This is a genomic window from Pseudoalteromonas sp. NCCP-2140 (assembly GCF_023708065.1).
Lineage (GTDB): Bacteria > Pseudomonadota > Gammaproteobacteria > Enterobacterales > Alteromonadaceae > Pseudoalteromonas.
In genome coordinates, this window is record NZ_BRCZ01000004.1 from 228,293 (window position 1) to 246,649 (window position 18,357).

Annotated in this window: 10 protein-coding genes; 4 read left to right on the top strand and 6 right to left on the bottom strand. The window is 41.2% G+C overall.

Features of this window, described 5'->3' with window-relative positions:
* Positions 1 to 54 precede the first annotated feature (54 nt).
* Both NFU46_RS10215 and NFU46_RS10220 read left to right on the top strand, forming a co-directional pair.
* Positions 55 to 3,009: a glycoside hydrolase family 2 TIM barrel-domain containing protein gene (locus NFU46_RS10215; protein WP_251601603.1), complete on the top strand. Its 2,955-nt coding sequence runs from the start codon at positions 55 to 57 to the stop codon at positions 3,007 to 3,009.
* Between the two features lie 218 nt (positions 3,010 to 3,227).
* Complete coding sequence (locus tag NFU46_RS10220; protein WP_251601605.1) at positions 3,228 to 5,408, top strand: PHB depolymerase family esterase; 2,181 nt, start codon at positions 3,228 to 3,230, stop codon at positions 5,406 to 5,408.
* A gap of 45 nt (positions 5,409 to 5,453) precedes the next feature.
* On the opposite strand, the gene NFU46_RS10225 is transcribed toward NFU46_RS10220, so the two are convergent.
* The 5 genes from NFU46_RS10225 to NFU46_RS10245 form a co-directional block, all read right to left on the bottom strand.
* Positions 5,454 to 7,532: a TonB-dependent siderophore receptor gene (locus NFU46_RS10225; RefSeq protein ID WP_251601607.1), complete on the bottom strand. Its 2,079-nt coding sequence runs from the start codon at positions 7,530 to 7,532 to the stop codon at positions 5,454 to 5,456.
* 400 nt (positions 7,533 to 7,932) lie between these two features.
* The gene (locus tag NFU46_RS10230; RefSeq protein ID WP_251601609.1) at positions 7,933 to 9,579 is read right to left on the bottom strand and encodes a hypothetical protein; all 1,647 of its coding nucleotides are present in this window, start codon (positions 9,577 to 9,579) and stop codon (positions 7,933 to 7,935) included.
* Positions 9,580 to 9,745: 166 nt separating this feature from the next.
* Complete coding sequence (locus NFU46_RS10235) at positions 9,746 to 10,627, bottom strand: DMT family transporter (RefSeq protein ID WP_251601611.1); 882 nt, start codon at positions 10,625 to 10,627, stop codon at positions 9,746 to 9,748.
* Positions 10,628 to 10,777: 150 nt separating this feature from the next.
* Positions 10,778 to 12,349, bottom strand: coding sequence for a PepSY domain-containing protein (locus tag NFU46_RS10240; RefSeq protein ID WP_251601613.1), 1,572 nt, complete (start codon positions 12,347 to 12,349; stop codon positions 10,778 to 10,780).
* A complete protein-coding gene (locus tag NFU46_RS10245) occupies positions 12,346 to 12,636 on the bottom strand; it encodes a hypothetical protein (RefSeq protein ID WP_251601616.1) in 291 nt (96 codons plus the stop codon). Before NFU46_RS10245 ends, NFU46_RS10240 begins: the two co-directional genes overlap by 4 nt.
* A 444-nt stretch (positions 12,637 to 13,080) precedes the next feature.
* Here NFU46_RS10245 and NFU46_RS10250 point away from each other — a divergent pair, with 444 nt between their 5' ends.
* Positions 13,081 to 15,096, top strand: a complete 2,016-nt coding sequence (locus NFU46_RS10250) for a TonB-dependent receptor (RefSeq protein WP_251602006.1) — start codon at positions 13,081 to 13,083, stop codon at positions 15,094 to 15,096.
* Between the two features lie 31 nt (positions 15,097 to 15,127).
* On the opposite strand, the gene NFU46_RS10255 is transcribed toward NFU46_RS10250, so the two are convergent.
* Positions 15,128 to 16,804: a methyl-accepting chemotaxis protein gene (locus NFU46_RS10255; protein ID WP_285835538.1), complete on the bottom strand. Its 1,677-nt coding sequence runs from the start codon at positions 16,802 to 16,804 to the stop codon at positions 15,128 to 15,130.
* 142 nt (positions 16,805 to 16,946) lie between these two features.
* Between NFU46_RS10255 and NFU46_RS20470 the strand changes: the two genes are divergently transcribed.
* Positions 16,947 to 18,344 carry a flagellin gene (locus NFU46_RS20470; RefSeq protein WP_285835539.1) on the top strand — a complete coding sequence of 466 codons (1,398 nt, stop codon included), beginning with the start codon at positions 16,947 to 16,949 and terminating at the stop codon, positions 18,342 to 18,344.
* Positions 18,345 to 18,357: the final 13 nt, after the last annotated feature.

Here is an 18,357-nt window from a genome sequence, read left to right on the forward strand (position 1 = left end):
GTAGACTAAAAATTTTCTAAAAACATTATAATTTCAACAGTTAGAGGAACACATATGAGGAAGGATTATTTTGGCCGGCTTGAAAAAAAGCTAAGGTTAATAAGCAAATCTGCATGGTTTGAAACCAGTATTATAAGAAGTGCGTTTATCGCTTGCTTAAGCTTCTTGTTTGTAGCCTGTAATAGTCAGCAAAGTGTTGACGTTCAGCCTAATGAGCAAGCTAAAACAGACATCATGATGTTAAGCGGTACTGGCAGTGATGATGCGGTGAAATGGGACTTTTACTGTAGTGAAGGGCAAAATTGTGGTGAGTGGAGTAAAATAGATGTTCCTTCTAACTGGGAGCAACAAGGCTTCGGTAACTATGATTACGGCTACATCCCAGATAAACATAGCGAACAAGGTATTTATCGTCGTGATTTTACCCTACCTGCTGATTGGTCTGGTCGCAAAATTGAAATTGTTTTTGATGGTGTGATGACAGATGCCACTGTGTTTGTGAACCAACAACAAGTGGGCCCAACCCACCAAGGTGGTTTTTATCGATTCAGCTATGACATAACGCCATATTTAAAAAGTGGTGAAGCTAATGAGCTAAAGGTTGTGGTAGATAAAGTTTCGGCTAACAAAAGTATCGAAGCAGCAGAACGCGCAGCAGACTACTGGGTGTTCGGTGGTATCTATCGTCAAGTCTTTTTACAGTCTTTGCCACAATCTCATATTGATTGGGTTTCATTAGATGCAAAAGCGTCTGGTGAATTTAAAATGGATGTTTATCTCGAAGGACTAGATAAATCAAATGCTTCTGCAGTTGAAGCACAAATTTTAGATTTAGATGGCAACCCTGTAAGTGAAACGTTTAATGCCACACTTAATGGTAACAAAGTGCACTTAGCCACTAATGTTGACTCTCCTGAGCTTTGGAGCGCCGAGACGCCTAATTTATATCAAGTACGTATTGATTTAAAAGAAGGCTCTAAAACTCTACATAGTTTCGATAAAACCTTTGGCTTTAGAACTTTTGAATTACGCCCACATGACGGCTTATATTTGAATGGCGAAAAAATTATCCTTAAAGGGGTTAACCGTCACAGCTTCCGTCCAGCAACTGGACGTACTATGACTAAACAAGCCAGCATCGATGACATTAAGACGATGAAAAGCATGAACATGAATGCTGTTAGAATGTCGCATTACCCACCCGATGTGCACTTTTTAGAAGCGGCAGATCGTCTTGGTATTTATGTTATTAATGAGTTAGGCACATGGCAAAAGCCAGTTATTGATACACCATCAGCGAGACGCCTAGTTGCACAGCTTGTTAAACGCGACCAAGCACACCCAAGTATTTTATTCTGGGCGAACGGTAATGAAGGCGGTTTTAATACCGATGTTGATGATGATTATCACCTTTATGACATTCAAAACCGTCCAATTCTTCATCCTTGGGAGTTGTTCCGTAATATCGATACTGATCATTACCCAACTTACTCGGAACTGGTAGCTAAAAAAGCCCGTAATGAAGTATTTTTCCCAACCGAGTTCTTACATGGCTTGTATGATGGTGGCCATGGTGCAGGTTTGAGAGATTTTTGGGACTTCATGATGTCAACTCCTGTTGGTGCCGGTGGTTTCCTATGGGTGTTTGCTGATGAAGGTGTTGAGCGTACAGATCAAAATGGTCGTGTTGATACCGACTTTAACCATGCACCAGATGGTATTGTTGGACCTTATGGTGAAAAAGAAGCGAGCTTTTTTACAATTAAAGAGATTTGGTCACCAATCCAAGTTGAAAACTTAAAGAATGGCCAGTTACTTGCCGGTTCTTTTGACGGTCAGTTGCAAGTTAAAAACTTGTATGACTTTGTTGATTTATCAACTATGTCGCTCGAATGGCGTTTATATCAGCCAGTGACAGCGTTTTCTGATAAAAAGCAGCTTGTAGCGAGCAATAAAGCCACACTCCCTGCTATTAAGCCAGACTCGACAGGAACAGTACAATTGAACTTACCTGACAATTGGCAGCAAAATGGGTGGTTAGAGGTTGAATTTTTTGACCAGCAGCAGAATTCAATTTGGACAGATGCTTGGCCTATCCAAAGCGCTGCTAAACTTGCAAAATTAACTCAAGAGCAATTTGAAAATCAGGCATCAGCAACTAAACCAGCTCAAATTGTTAGTCAAAACGAATCTGAGTTAGCGGTTAAGGCTGCTGATAGAACAATTATTTTTGATGCAACAACAGGTCTATTAAAGTCATACAGTAAGCAAGGTCAAACTGCGGCGTTGACTAATGGTCCTAAGCTACTTCGTTCTGATAACTCACTAAATAAAGGGGTTTATAATGGTATTGGTTCATGGCTAACTCATGATCCAAATGCTGAGAAAGAAGCGCAACAAGATAAAAAACCGACAGAATTAAAGTCTGAAATTATTGCTAATGATTTAGTGATTGAAGTGATGAACCCGCCAGCAGGCATTACAAAGCTAACTTGGACTGTTCACCCTGAAGGTCATTTATCAATGGATGTTGATTACTGGCTTGACGGTGAATACATCCTTCATGGCGTTGGTTTTAATTATCCGAAAAAAGCAATTGAGCATAAACGTTGGTTAGGTGATGGCCCTTACCGTGTATGGGCTAACCGCTTAGAGGGCGTAAACTACTCTGTTTGGGAAAATGATTATAATGAAGGCGTTGCTGGCGAGCGCTGGGAATTACCAGAGTTTAAAGGGTACTTCTCGGATATTCAGTGGCTTACATTAAGCTCTGAGCAAAGTGAAATCACTTTCTCTACTGCAACTCCAGATCTATATGCGCGAGTTATGCAGCCTGATGATGGCGAGCGTCCTGATAATACATTAGCACTTAAATATGATGAAGAAATTAGCTTCTTACACAGAATTAGTGCAATAGGGTCTAAGTTCCACGCTGCACATCACCTTGGGCCACAAGGTCGACCTGTGGCAGAAAGAGGAATAAACAATATCAAGCTAACGATATACTAATTTACAAAGAGTTACTCGTTTTAGTGAAAGCGCTGCAGAAACCTGCAGCGCTTTTTTGTTTTAATCCACTAAAGTGCATTAATAAAAAGTGATTATTTAGGGTTGAGATTTCTTATAGGTGTAGCACTATAGTTATAGATCGCTTTTTAAATAGTTCTACTACATTGAGTTAGTCATCAACTGACAGACAACAATGATAACGACTATAAAGGCGATATATGCAAAAAGTAACACAATTATGTAAACGAAAATCAGCGTCGTTTACTCCGCTCGCAGTTCTCTGTGCTGCTATTTTCTCACAGCCAAGTTTTGCAGGGAGTTGGCAGCAAAATGTCAGCATTGGCGGTTTTAATAATGTTCATATTTACACTCCTGATACGCAATCAAGCATAGGCAATGGCCATTCTTTGATGCTAGTACTGCATGGCTGCGTGCAACCCATTAATAACTACTTAACTGCGAATCTTGAAGATGCAGCCGAAGCCCATGGCATGGTAATAGCCGTTCCTGATGCTATGAATAAAGCAGGCTATAGCTGCTGGTCATATTGGCAAGGAGCAATCAATAGAAGCTCTGGCGATTATAAAAATCTGATTAATTTAGCCAATACATTGAGCGCTGATGCAACGCGTAATATTGACCCTAAACAAGTGTATATTGCAGGCTTATCATCTGGGGCGGCAATGGCTGCACAAACGGCTTGTGTGGCGCCTGATGTATTTGCCGGGGTTGCACCAAGCGCCGGGCCGACTATCGGCACAAGTTCAAGTGGGGCAATTTCGACCTGTGAAACAGTGTCTGAAAACACCTTTGTATCCCGCTGTGAAAGCTATGCTGGCAGTTATAAAGATCACTTTGCTACACAAATAGCGGTGATTGGTCACGGTACTGCCGATACCACAGTGAATACCTGTTATAACCAACAAAACGCAGATGGCTTTGCTGCCCTTTATGGGATTAATCAACTTTCAGGCACAACGACAATAAGTGATGATGCAACGCGTACCGCTGAGCAGTCACTTTGGCAAGACAACCGGGTCGCTATGCTGTGGTTTAATAATTTGGATCACTCATGGTCGGGCGGGCAAGGTGCGTCTGGCGATTATGTGGCGGCAAACAGTATTAATTTTGCAACCTATCTCGGTGAGTACTTTGCGGCGAATAATAAACGAGTTGATCGTAATGCAGGCCCTGAAATTAGTAATTTAACTGCCACAGACAGTAATAACCAGCTCACCATTACAGGCAGAGCAGTCGACCCAGAAGGCAATGTAACCAATGTTGATATTAACGTGTATAGCCTAGCCGGTGGCACGGCAAGCTTAATTGAGTCACTGAACGTGCAAGTCGATGCGAATAATACCTTTAGCGGGGTGACAAGTGCACTCAGCGATGGTCTTTATGAAGTGCGTGTCAGTGCCACAGATAACGAATCGAAACAAGGTGATGAAGCTAATCTAACGGTACGCGTTGGACCAGAGCCAGCAGCTACAGCACCGCTACTGAGTGACACTGCGGCAAGTGTAAACGGGCAGTGCGCTACAGTGACAGGAACGGTGATTGATAATAATCAAAATTTAAGCACTGTCGTGGTCAGTTTTAGCAATGGTGATGTGACGGCTACTGTGAATGGGCTTGAGTATTTTGCTGAGCAATGCAATCTAGCTGGTGGCAATAATAGCGCAGTGATCACCGCAACTGATGATACTGCGCTTACATCAATAGATAGTATTAGTTTTGTCATCGATGCTGGTGTAACAGGCGATTACAATTTTCATATCAACGAAGGCCATATTAGCTGGGGCGAAGGTTATTCTGCCTGTTATTTAGCGTTTGGAACCGCTGCCTTTACAATGCGCGAGTATTCAGCGGGCACAAATCAATGTCAGTGGATTGCTGATGATGACTCAACTTGTGCAGGGCCATTACAAGCATGCAAAACCACCACAGAACCGACTAATGACGCAGACAACGACGGTGTGCTCGACGGCGCAGATAATTGCCCGAATGTAGCGAATGCTGATCAAGCCGATAACGATAATGACGGGATTGGTAATGTGTGTGACAGCACACCTGATGGTGAAACGAGTGACTCCGACAGTGATGGTGTCAGTGATAGCTTAGATAACTGCCCGCTGGTGGCCAATAGTGATCAGCTAGATAGTGATGCAGATGGTGTGGGTGATGCGTGTGACTCAACACCGAATGGTGATTACCAATGCACTGAAACCACCTCAAGCAACTATGCGCATGTGCAAGCAAATCGCGCAACCACGAATGGCTCTTACGCCTATGCGGTAGGCTCAGGTGATAACCTTGGTCTTTATAACACCTTTTATACTAGTACCTTAGCGCAAACTAGTGCTGGGTATTATGAATTAGGTAATTGCCCTAATTAATAGCTTTGTGTCGCCCATACGGGCGACACTTTTTCTAAACAGCGTTTAGAATTTATAAGTCAGAGTTAGGCTACCGTTTGTTGGCGCGCCATAATAACCCACAGTTTGTAAGCTATTGATGTACTGCTCATCAGTAATATTATTAACGTTTGCTTGAACTGCAACTTGGTCATTAATATTCCAGCGCGCGAAGGCGTTTAGCAGGGCGTAACTACCTTGCTTGACATTGTAATCAGTGCTTTCGATTTTAGATTGCCAACGGCCATTTAAACCCACAACCATTGCATCTGTTAATGCATAATCCACTGTTACACCAACAACATCGCGAGGTGCCCATTTATTGGTGTCATCACCATTTTCATCTGTAACATCAATATGTGTATAAGATGCGACGATATTCATAGCGTCGGTGATTTTACCAGTGACTTCAAATTCATAACCTTCTGACTCAATAGACACGCCTTCATAGTAATAAATACCATCTTCAGTGAGGCCCGCATATTGCGCAAAGTTATCTTGCTCTGCAGTAAAGTAGGCAAATGTTGTCATTAGGGCATCATCAAACCAAGAAGCCTTAACACCAGTTTCAAAGTTAGTGCCTTTGGTAGGTGCTAAGTATTGGCCGTTGTAATCAGCTTGCTCTTGTGGCTGATAAATATCTGAGTAACTAGCATATAAGTTTAAATCGTCGTTTAACTTATAGGTAAAACCGATATATGGGCTTGTTTCGCTCTCATCATTATCGATAGATGCACCGGCATTCATACCTGAGCGTTCAAATTCAATAGCGTTAAAACCAACCACGGTAAATAATTTATCAGTAATATTTAACTGAGCCGAGCCAAAGTAGCGGGTTAGCTTTTGTTCAATATCTGAATACAGAACCGGTGTTAACCAATCAGGTTCAGGGATCGCATCTAAATCGTACGGAAACGCAGGAGTTGGTCCGGCCGCTGGTGTATTTGCAAAATCAAACGGGTGCTGATACATCACATCATCACTTTTTGCATGGCTTACCCCAAAGCTCGCTTGGTGCTCTTTACCAAACAATTCAAAGGCACCAAATGCTTTAATTTCAAATAAATCAGCATCGATTTCACTATCATAACGACCAGGAGAACCACTTAGGCCAAGGTTAGTATCTTTATCAATAGTGCCATATGCATAAAAAAGTTTATCTTGCTCTTCAAAACCGCGGAAGTTGTAGCTCGCTTGAAGTTGCCACGCGTTTGCAAAAACATAGTTGTACTCAACAAATGCAGAGGTGTTAATGGTGTCCCACATTGTCCATTCTTGAGTGGTTGTGTCGCTGACATCCCATTTAGCTTGCGTGCCATCTGTGTAGTTATAAACAAGACCGCCCCAGGTGTTGCCATCGGTATCAGCGTCTTGATATGAATAACCCAAAGTAACAGTTGAGTTATCTGTAAGCTGACCATCTACCACCGCAGAGAAAAACTCGCGGTTGTTCTCAAGGCCATCTAGGTATGATTCTTTATCTTCTGCGGCAGCCACAAAACGTGCAGCCCAACTACCTGATTCGGTTAATAAAAGAGAATAGTCAGCTTGTAAACGTTTAAAATCCCATGAACCAACAGAGACACCGATTTCACCGCCGTTTTCGTTTTTAGGGCGTTTGCGCACATAGTTAAGCGTACCCGATGCATTACCTACACCAGTGAGTAAGCCATTGGCACCACGAATAACTTCAATTTTTTCGTAGCCGTATGCTTCCATTGCGCCGGTAACGATACCCCAGTCATTCGGTAAGCCAACGCCATCGATTTGTGTATTCTTAATTTCAAAACCACGTGATGTGTAGTTGGTACGGTTAGTTTCCCATTCTTCAACATTGATACCAGGTGCTAAGCGTAAAGCATCATTAATGTTAAAAGCGGAATAATTCTTTAGTTGCTCAGCAGAGATCACGCTGATAGATTGCGGAGTTTCATCAATTTCTAGCGCTAAACCTGTCGCTCCTTCACTAATACGGTTTTGTCGAATACCTACAATTTCGATTTTTTCGAGATTAGCCTCTACGTCAGTCGTTTGCTCTGCAAAACTGATTTGAGGGTAAAGTGCACAAAGAATAGCGGTTGCAATAGGCAACTGAGTGAATTTCATTTTTATCTCCGCGTGTTATTTAGCAAATTTTTATAGGGTTATTGTTTTTAATAGGGAAACAATCGGCGGGTAAGTTATCACAACTGATAATAGTTATCATCACCATTCATCGCAAAAGTGATATGTTAATATAAATAAATGTAACAAATTATGTCGAAGAGTTTTGTCTATATGAAAAGGCAAGTTTATACCAATTCGCTTAATTAAGTGGTCTATTTTGAGGCAATAAAACCTCGTTGGTAACAAGGCAAAAATTTCGTTATTTAGTTGTTCTAAATCAGAAATTTTTAACGCAGGTAGCGACAGGTTTAATCCCTCAAAATGATTAAGTATTATTGCGGATTGGTATTACTAATAGGATATGAAAAAGGCGCCCTGAGGCGCCTAGATTTAGGAGTATTTATTTTCTGCGGAGGGTGTATGTGTCTTCACCACGAACAGTAACAGTTTGAGCAAGGCTTACTTCCTCAATATCCATCACGTGTACTCGCTCTGTAGAGTGAAGTACTTCATCATCCATTGATTGTTCTTCTTGGAGGAAGTAGAAATGCTTGCCTATCTGACCACCGTCATGATCAATATCGGCTTGGTATAGATTGTAATCTTTGTTACCTGCGACTGTTTCTAGTGTGCCAGAAGTGCCTGAACCAGGTAAAATTGCAAAATAAGCCACTCGTTCAGCAACATGACCTTCATTTAAGTTTTCTTGCTCATAAAATGCAGCTTTAAAGCCTGTTGTTGATAAGCCTGCTGCACGTGTATAGGCACTGTGTCCGCCATTGTAGGTTTGAGTTTGCAAAAAGACGTAAGGTTTGGCACTAAATGCTTCTGAAAATACAACGTCTTTAAACTCTCTAGAGTTAGACAAGCCAAAACTACCAATTTCGACAATTGTACCGTCGCTCATTGTATAGCGACCTTCATTCATTGTTAAAAAGTCAAAAGACTCAGTTTCGTTATGTTTTGTGTTTAAATATTGCCAATTCTGGAATGAAATTTCAGAACTATTTGTTTCAATATTCTTTAAACGAATAACACCACCATTTTCATCATGTACAGTTGCTGCTGATGAAAACACAGCTGGCTTTGTAAAATACTGATCTTGAAAATCAAATGACTGCCATACACCACCTAGTTGGTTATTAACCGTTTCTGAGTAGTAAGGAATGCCATCATTTGAAATAGCGCAAGGCGCTTCAGTGTAACAACTTGTTGAGCTTGATGTGTTTGTTGTTAAGTCACTAATGTGAATCGGCAAGGTTGCAACCAGACAAGTTTTTCCTGAATAAGGGCTAAGCTTATAAATTTTAGATTCGTTTTGATCACCATGATCATTAATAATCACACGACTGATTAAAACGTCACCTTTTTGGCTTAATGTTGCACCTGTGACATTAACTAAGTTGTGATTGGCTAATTTAGTATATGAATAGTCATTACGGTCAATGCTATATACAGAAGTCGCTGTTACTAATAAAAGGTCGCCATTTTTAATGACTAAATCAGCGCGGCTTAAACCATCAATGCCACTGAAGTCAGCTAGCACAGTTTCTTCGCCCGAGTATTTGTCTATGCGATATAGCTTTGAGAAGCTGACTGCAAAAAGTGAGTCAGTATCAGAAGCGTATGCCATACCGAAAACTGATTTTGTCTTACCTACAACAACATGCTCGCCTGTTGCATGATCAAAATAGGCTAAGCGACTGTATTTATATTTGTCACCTCTAATAGGTAAACTTGGACGTTGTTCATCACTGATATCAAGATGGCTAACATCTACTTTGAATTCAAGAGGAATAGGTGAAGACACATAATAAGTGCGGTTAGTTGTTTCGTCATATGCAATTGCAGCAGAACTAAATTTTGCAACAGAGTCTGCTCTAGCTGTTTTTTGCAGCTCATCGAGACCGAATACAACACCTAACTCGCCTCGGCCGGCATTCATAGCTACTAATTCCCCTTGGCAGCTATTAGCGATTGCATAAGAAGTCACAAAGCTACTTGAAAGAGCTAGGGTTGATAGAAATAATTTGGCTTTTATCGACATAAGTAAATCCCACTATTAGGTTTATTCCGACACAAAGAGATAAGACCACTTTGTATTAATAGTGAGCATTATAGTGAGAACTCCCACTTTACGAATGCCGATAAAAGCTGTTTTTGAGTCTGATATTTAACCTTTAAGTATTGGTAAATGTGTTTTAAATGTTAAATTAGCTTTTTTTCTGACTTTTCTGATCTTCTGAATTGCTCGACATCGAGCTGCCAACCGAAGCGGTAATCACTAATAAAATAGCTAGCCATTGCCACACGCTTAAAAATTCACCTAGGATTATAAAGCCAGCAAGTGCTGCAATCGCCGGCTCTAGGCTCATCATAATGCTAAAGCCTTGCGCTGGCATATTGCGTAGTGCCACCATTTCTAAGGTATAGGGCAGTGCACTTGACATGACTGCCACTAAAATACCGAGCGGTAATACTTCCCAACTCAATAGTGCAGCGCCTTGAGAAGCTGCGCCGTAAGGCACAAGTACAATCGCGGCGACGCTCATACCCATGGCAACGGTCATTCCGCCTGAGCCTTGGTTTCCGGTCTTTTTGCCAAACAATATATAAAACGCCCAACACGCTCCCGCCGCAAGGGCTAAAATAACGCCAACTGGGTCGAGGCTGTCTTCGCCTTTCATATCTGGGAGCAATAAAATTATGCCAGCAATGGCGCAGGCTACCCAAAATAGGTCGCGTTTTTTACGTGACGAAAGCAGAGCAACTGCAAGGGGGCCAGTAAACTCTAGCGCAACACCTATCCCTAAAGGAATACGTTCAATTGCGTAATAAAACAAAATGTTCATGCCACCTAAACTCAAACCATAAACGATGATCGGCATACGTTGACCAATAGGCGGAAACGCTCGCCAAGGTTTAAACACAAGGCACAAAATAGCAGCTGAAAAACCCAAGCGTAGTGCGGTTGTGCCTTCAGGGCCAATTAAAGGGAATAATTGCTTAGCAACAGAGGCTCCAGATTGAATGGTAACCATTGCGAGGAGCACGCAAATAACAGCAATAAAAAACGGTGGAATGGTGCGCTGCATCACTGTCCTTATGAAAGTTAATAGCTCAAGTTTGCGGCGATTCTACTGATGTTTTATTGGAGAAGAAATGTTTTTCGTTAAACGGACATAGATTATCGATAAAGCAAAATTATGGGTATCAAATTGCTTTGATACCCATACACAGAATGCTTAAGCTCGACTTGCTTGTTCAAAGGCTGGCATGATGTTTTGCGTGGTCTGTTTTTGTTGCTGGCGTTTGGCCATTTTAAAGAAAATAGCAGCAAATACAGCAGCGACAATGTCGACCATATAACTTGAGTAAAAGAGAGTGTTAACGTCACTTGAGGCAAGTTTTAAAAGTGTAGATAGCACCATTAACGCACACAGGCTCGCTAGTATGTAAAAACCAGCTGTGGTTGCCTTTTGTACAGGGTTTAAGAAGCTATATATCACAAAAACAAAAAAAGCTGCGTAATAACTGTATAGGGTTGCGTAGTTTGTGTTGCTCACAAGAGTAGGTAGCCATTTTGCAGCAACGAGTGTGAAAGCGACAGCTATCATAGACCCTAAACAAACACCAATAGTGAGCCTAGCCATAAACAAGGTACTGCGTTTATTGGGATCTTTTTTAAAGCGTTTATCTATCCATAATAAGTTACCCGAATAGAACAAGAAGGCGCCTAGTAACCCCATAATGAAGTAGCCCCAACGACCCCAGTCTCCCCCATAGGTGCCAAAATGGAGTGAGAAAATACTGGCAACCATGTTACCCCACACCGCATCTTCGCCTTGCGGGTAGCTTGAGTTAACCACTTCTAGCGTGTATGGGTTCATAAATAAGTAATCAGTATCCGGGCCACGTACTACCGCATTATTGTTACTCATCATAAACACCGCAGAAGGTGATGCTGAGTTTAAATTACTATAGCGAATGTGGATTGGCTCATAGCCGGGGGCATAGCTTTTCGCTGCGAGTACTTGCTCATCAATACGTGGTAAGTTCTCAATATGAAAACTTTGCGCGGCAGGTGTAGGGCGCTGAAACAATGGCTTACCATCATAAAATTGCGCTAAACCACCATAAATAAAATCATGAAACGCAAACACGACTACGGTAAAAGCAATGACTAAATGAAACGGTAAACTGGCGATACCAATAAGGTTATGGCTATCGAGCCAGAATCGACTAGGTCCTTTTTCTTTACGTAGTGCAAAAAAAGTTTTAACTAATGTCGGCAGTAAAATTATTACCCCAGAGACCAAAGCTAAAAAGTACAAAATACAGGCAATGCCAAGAATATAAACACCAGATTGGTCATGGCCAATTTCACCAATAAAGCCTGCTGTACGGTGTAAATAATCAACTAAATCGGCAAGTTCGTTTTCGGTTTGTGCGCTGACGTTTAATGTGCCATCAGCATTTAGGTGTGCGAAGTTAAGTTGTTTATCAAGCTCCATGCCTCGGGCATTGCCTTTGATATACCACGAAAGAGGTGCATCTTGAGTATGTAAATCAAGGTTAAAGCCTTTAGCAAGTTGTTCGCCTTGCTCATTAATTGCTGTATCTATTAGCGTTTGGTAGTCATAATTAGAGCTGGTGACTTTAGGGGCATGAATAGGTGCTGCCCATTGCTGTATTTCGTGTTTGAACATGGTCAAACTGCCCGCATAAAAACCAATAAACAGCACTAAACCTGCAATAATGCCAGTCCATGTATGTACACCTTGATAGGTGCGAAGAATATCCGATCTTACTTTCATGATGCACTCCTTAGCATAAAAAACACGCCATAAAGCAGCACAGTTAAGCTGCCAAGGACAAGCCACGCTTGCTTTGCTGAGTTGAATAAATAACTAAAACTAAAAATGGTTAGCCAAACAGGCGTGATCATCCACATGTTAAATTGCACTTTATCGCGAGCATCAATGCCTCCTGGGCCATACCAAGCAAAAAAAGCAACGAAAATAAATGAGAGTGCCAGCCCTAAGAATGTACCTGCTAGGGTTTTTCCTAACCAAGTCGGTTGGCGTCTAGATGGGCTTGTCATGAATTATCCTTTTCTTTGCAGCAGGCTAATAAAAGGGATCAGCATCAACATTAGCATGATGCTAAAGATGATGAAGAACACGGCTGCAGTGGTTGATAGCTGTTTAAAGGCAAGAATTAATGCGCAAACAGTTAACGTAATTGAAAGTAATCGCCATTGTTTTTTAATTGGTTTTTTTAAGAATCGCTGCTGCTTTCTGGTGCAGTAGAAAATACTGACAGCTAAAACGACAAGCAGGGTAACGGTAAAAATGAGCATAAGATTATAGTTGTAGTTGATGTTAAATCTAATTGTAAATGATAACTAAACTCAATTGCAATATTATTAAGCTTGTGTTAATTTCCTAGCGCTTTTTTATCAAACTCAATTTGTTTAATTCTAATAATCTCTTACGGGGAAAGGACATTGGCTACTGCATTTAAACTTAATTCACTCACCAAAGTTATGCTTGCATCATTACTTGTTACACAAGGATCAGCATGGGCTGACGACGATCAAAACAGTCGAAAATCAATGGATACCATTGTTGTTACAGGTGAAAAAACAGAGAAGTCACTTAAAGAGACCATGTCGTCAGTGGCAGTTGTTGATAAGTCTTTACTAGAAAACGGTCAACTTGCTTCTATATCTGAAGCGCTGTCAGAAATGGCGAACGTCGTTGTGTTAACAGGCTCGGTACCAGATATGCGAGGCGTATCAGGTAATGGTGGTGCAACGGGTTTTAACTCATTTAGTGGTGGTTCAAAGGCCCGTGTTTCAACCTTGATTGATGGTGTTAGCCAACCGTTTGTAGCCGATTTAACCGGTGATACGGGTCTGTGGGATGTAGAACAAATTGAAGTTTACCGAGGGCCGCAATCAACCAGTAATGGTCGTAATAGTATTGCGGGCGCTGTTTACATGACAACTAAAGCACCTACTCAAGAATTTGAAGGGGCAGTGCGCGTTGGTTATCGTAACCAAGATAGCTACCTAGATACTGCCGCAGTGGTATCAGGGGCGTTAGTTGAAGATGTATTAGCATTTCGGTTATCAACTCAGTATGTTGATGGCGAAACGTTTTCAAATCCACCGGTATACGAAACAAATCCAACTGATCGTGAATTAAACAAGTTAAATACCAGTAGCACACGCGCTAAATTACTTTACACACCAAGCAAAGATCTTGCTGTACAGCTAACTTATTCAACTTACAGTGAAGAAGGTAATTCGGGTCGTAAGTACTTTTTAGCGGATGAGCCATTTGATTATGAGCCGCTATATCAACGTATTATGGATACTGAATCTGATACCACGCAAGTAAATGTTGATTACAAAATTAACGATGATTTATCGTTAGATGTTTTAGTTGCTTACATGGATTACAAATGGGGATTTGAAGCATACGAGCCACTTGAAAGCGCAGAATCTGACGTATCAATGGATGAGAGTAATATCACTGTCGATTCCAAGCTTAACTTTGGTTTAAGCAATGATTATTACTCAGGCTTTGTTGGTCTTGCTTACTTTGATCGTGACCAAGACTTTGAAAGTGTGGGAGCAACAAACTATTACGGCGACGATAGCAGTAAATCGACCGCAGTCTATGGTGAAACAAGCTTAAACCTAAGCCGCGAATTAACGTTAACAGCGGGTCTGCGCATTGAGCGTGAAGAGCAATTACGTAATTTCAATATGGCATTTCGTGGTGATATGCTCGTTGAGCAACTGGATAATTCACACACATTGCGTTTACCAAAGCTCGCGATTCAATATGATATTAGTGACGAAACGACGCTATTTGCCAGTGCTCGTCGTGGTTACAACGCAGGGGGCGGCGCACTTGATTTTACCGCTGAAGATTATTACTACTACGACGAAGAAACCGTTAATACCTATGAAGTAGGTTCGCGCAGCGTTTTAAATAATGGCGACATAAATATCAGTGCTAATGTGTTTTACAATAACTTCAACGGTTATCAAGCGCTAAGCTCTGAGCGTAAAATCACTAATGTTGAAGATGCTCATAGCTATGGTTTAGAAGTTGAAGCTTACAGCATGTTGGGCGATCAGTGGCAGTTACATGGCGGTTTCGGTTTATTGAAAACTAAAATTGATGAATCATCAGCCTTTCCTGATGCCGTTGGCAATGATTTAAACTCTGCACCGGAGTTAACGGCAAGTTTAGGTCTGTCGCATTGGTTTACCGATAGTCTAAAAGTTAATTTAAGTGCCAATTATGTTGATGAATTTTATGGTGACTTAACAAATACAGAAGAACGCGTTGCAGGCGATTACACCATTACGCGCTTATCGATGACCTATGATACTGAACAATGGTTGATAAGTGCCTTTATCAACAATGCCTTAGATGAAGAGGCGTATACCTCACAAGAACCAGTCAGTGGTCGCTACCCACAAGGCTATGTGGCAGTTGTGAACCCACAAACAATCGGCGCATCTGTTACTTACCGATTTTAAACTAAACGCTAGTCGCTGGCTGGATCAGCGACTAGCTTAATTTAAAGCGATTAATTTGCCCGTTTAAGTTATTCGCCAAGTTAGCCAGCTTACTCGATGAGTCCGAAATGCTTTGCGTTTGTTGCTGCGACTTTCGACTGGTATCTTGTACTTCGTTTAAGCGCTGGGCGATTTCTTCGGTCACTTGAGATTGCTGCTCAGATGCAGAAGCTATGGTCATATTGGCATCAGAAATGGCTTTTGCTTGCACGCTAATTTCATCGAGCATATGGCCCACTTTTTCTGAGTTTATCACCGCTTCTTTAATTTGATTATCGCTAGAGCGTATCCTCTGCGTCACAGCATTGGTTGCAGATTGCAATGAGTCAATTTTATCTTGGATCTCAAGAGTAGAGCTTTGCGTGCGACTAGCTAAAGTTCTTACCTCATCAGCTACAACGGCAAAACCTCGGCCTTGTTCACCTGCTCTTGCAGCTTCGATTGCGGCATTGAGTGCCAATAAATTAGTTTGTTCGGCTATATTACTGATAACACTTAAAATAACCGTGACTTCATTTACTGATGCTTCTAATTGGTTAAGGTCTGTTAGTGATTTGGTGAGTGTATCGGCCACTGACTCAACAGAGCTAACTCCTTGTTGTACAACCTGTAGACCATCTTGGGTTTTCTGATTAGCTGCGGTGGCACTGCTTGCCGCTTCTGCACAGTTTTGAGACACTTCTTTAACGGCCGTTGAGTTTTCATAGACTGAGCTTGAAATCACCTCAATCGCTTGGCTTTGAATATCATTGAGCGTTTTAGCTTGCTGTGAAATTTCATCTAGGCTTTTTGCTGCTACTTGGGCCTGCTCTGATTGATCATGTATTTCTTTAAGAAGCTGAGATAGCTTATCAACCATAATATTAAAGCTGCTCGCAAGCTGGCCTATTTCGTCATCGGCTTTGTGGTCAATATAGCGAGACAAATCTCCTTCAGAGATACGCTTGGCTTCATCAATTAAGGCATGGGTGGCTTTAATTACTTTTTTCTCTAATTGCCAGTAACACACTATTAAGGTAGCAATAATAGTCAGGACTAAAACTGTGCTAATTAAACTCAAGGTAACCACACGGTCGTGATTTCCTTTGACTTCAGCCGCACTTTTTTTCTCAATAGAGCTTAAAAATGCTTGCACAGGTTGCTGAATTTTCTCAACTTCTGCCATGTAAGCATCGTTGGTTAAAAGCTCGATAGCTTGCACCCACCTTTTATGCTCGCTAGGGGTTAAGTTATTGGTATCTCGGCCAAGCAAATCATTGACCAAGCTAAATGCTTTTTCTTCTGTTTCAACAAGTTTGAGTGATAAGTCGTTGGATTTTTGCAACAGGGCTAAATCATCAGCAGCCACATTAAAGGCTTTTAAACGCTGCACATAGCTCTTCTTTTCGCCATTTAGCCAAGCAGCTTTTCCTTGAATTTGGTCAACAAGTTCTTGGTATTCTCCTTTATAGCGATTTTCTAGGGTTACAACGTGTTGACGAGCAAGTTCAGTTAAGTGAATCGAATTTGAAGATGAAAACTTAGCAAGATGGCTTAGTTCATAACGCTGTTGAGCCGACTCCATACTTTCATCTTGACCTGATTGCAAAAACAAAATAATGAGGAGAAGTCCGGCAGCTAGGGCAATGGTTGCTGCGAAAACCGCTCTTAACAAAAATCTTATAGACAAGGCTAAGTCTCACAAATCAAATAATGCATGATTTAAACATAGTGCAATAAGCTACAAGCGCAAAAAATAATGTTGCAAATGAATACTTACTAAAAAGGGTAATTTAAGAAAGTTAAAAGTTATTATTTACTAATGAAATGGTATGGGTTTTGCTTTACCTAGTCTTTTTGCCAAGGAAGACAAAATGTTGACGATCAATTCGCCACGACTACGTACGCCAAATTCACTGCAAAATACGCAATCTATTACCTCAACCTACGAGAAGTTAGCTTCGGGAAAGCGTATAAACTCTGCTAAAGATGACGCCGCAGGCCTACAGATAAGCCATCGATTAACAACACAAATAGCGGTGAAGCAACAAACGCTTAGAAACTTACAAGATGGTATCAGCTATGGGCAAGTTGCTGATGCTGGCTTATCTGAACTAACTGACTCTCTTCAACGCATGCGAACTTTAGCCCTTCAAGCAGCTAATGGCTCAAATACAGATATAGATAGGGAGGCGTTAAATCAAGAGTTTTCACAATTACGAGATCATATAAACAGCGTTGTAGCAAATACAGAAATTTTTGGAAAAAAACCATTAATGTCTAAGCCTGAACAAGAGACGAATTTAGATAATGTACCTGTATTAGATGAAGTGTTTTCTAATAATGTTCAGCAAGGGATGAGCTCTGGAGATATTTCTTTAGGTCTAATACCTGCTGGCTCAACGAACGTCAGGATACAAATAAATGATAATGGTGCAAATGACGATTTAAATCTATTTACCCAAACTGGCGAGCATTTAGTCGGGCAAGATTTAACGTCTGTGCAATCTAGAATTGAGGCAAATTTATTTACTCCAGCAAATGGTTACCAAGGAACAGAAACATATAGCAATGGCAATTTATTTACGGGGGGAGGTTTTAATTTCCCAGCTGTAAATAGTCAAACAATTAATGGAATGAACTTTATCTACTCGGGGAATGGTAACCCAAGCTCAGGAAGTTCAAATGAAGAAATATTCATTGATAATGTAACCGAGCCGCTGCTTCTAACTGTGATTGGTTCGGGTATGTTTCGAATTACTGCCAGTTGGGATTCCTTGGGAAGTTTAAATTCATCATCTGCTGAATCAAGTGATGGTCCGATGATGGTAACATCAACAGACCAAGCAATTGGCGAAGATGGTTATATTATATTTGAAGATATTGATGCTAGTGCTGGTTCTTTAACAATTGAGGGCATCACTATAAGCAGCGAAGACTTGGCTCAAAATGCAATTGCTAGAATTGACACTGCATTGTCGCGTATCGGTGGGTTCCGAGCTGAAGTAGGGGCAAAAATGAATGCAATTGAGTCGACTATACGCAATGAATCTAATCAGTCGACGATGCTGAATTCAGCAAACCAGCGAATTGAAGACACCGATTTTGCCAAAGTAATGGCAGAAAAAGTATCACTAGATATTGTTCAACAAGCGGGTGTTAGTGTTGCTATGCAAGCGAAGGAAATTACTAAGGATGGAATTTTGAGTTTGCTAGGGCAACTAGAATAGTTGCCCTGATTCG

Coding starts and splice junctions, on each gene's coding strand:
- NFU46_RS10215 (WP_251601603.1), top strand. CDS start 55: ATGAGGAAGGATTATTTTGGCCGGCTTGAAAAAAAGCTAAGGTTAATA.
- NFU46_RS10220 (WP_251601605.1), top strand. CDS start 3,228: ATGCAAAAAGTAACACAATTATGTAAACGAAAATCAGCGTCGTTTACT.
- NFU46_RS10225 (WP_251601607.1), bottom strand. CDS start 7,532: ATGAAATTCACTCAGTTGCCTATTGCAACCGCTATTCTTTGTGCACTT.
- NFU46_RS10230 (WP_251601609.1), bottom strand. CDS start 9,579: ATGTCGATAAAAGCCAAATTATTTCTATCAACCCTAGCTCTTTCAAGT.
- NFU46_RS10235 (WP_251601611.1), bottom strand. CDS start 10,627: ATGCAGCGCACCATTCCACCGTTTTTTATTGCTGTTATTTGCGTGCTC.
- NFU46_RS10240 (WP_251601613.1), bottom strand. CDS start 12,349: ATGAAAGTAAGATCGGATATTCTTCGCACCTATCAAGGTGTACATACA.
- NFU46_RS10245 (WP_251601616.1), bottom strand. CDS start 12,636: ATGACAAGCCCATCTAGACGCCAACCGACTTGGTTAGGAAAAACCCTA.
- NFU46_RS10250 (WP_251602006.1), top strand. CDS start 13,081: ATGCTTGCATCATTACTTGTTACACAAGGATCAGCATGGGCTGACGAC.
- NFU46_RS20470 (WP_285835539.1), top strand. CDS start 16,947: ATGGGTTTTGCTTTACCTAGTCTTTTTGCCAAGGAAGACAAAATGTTG.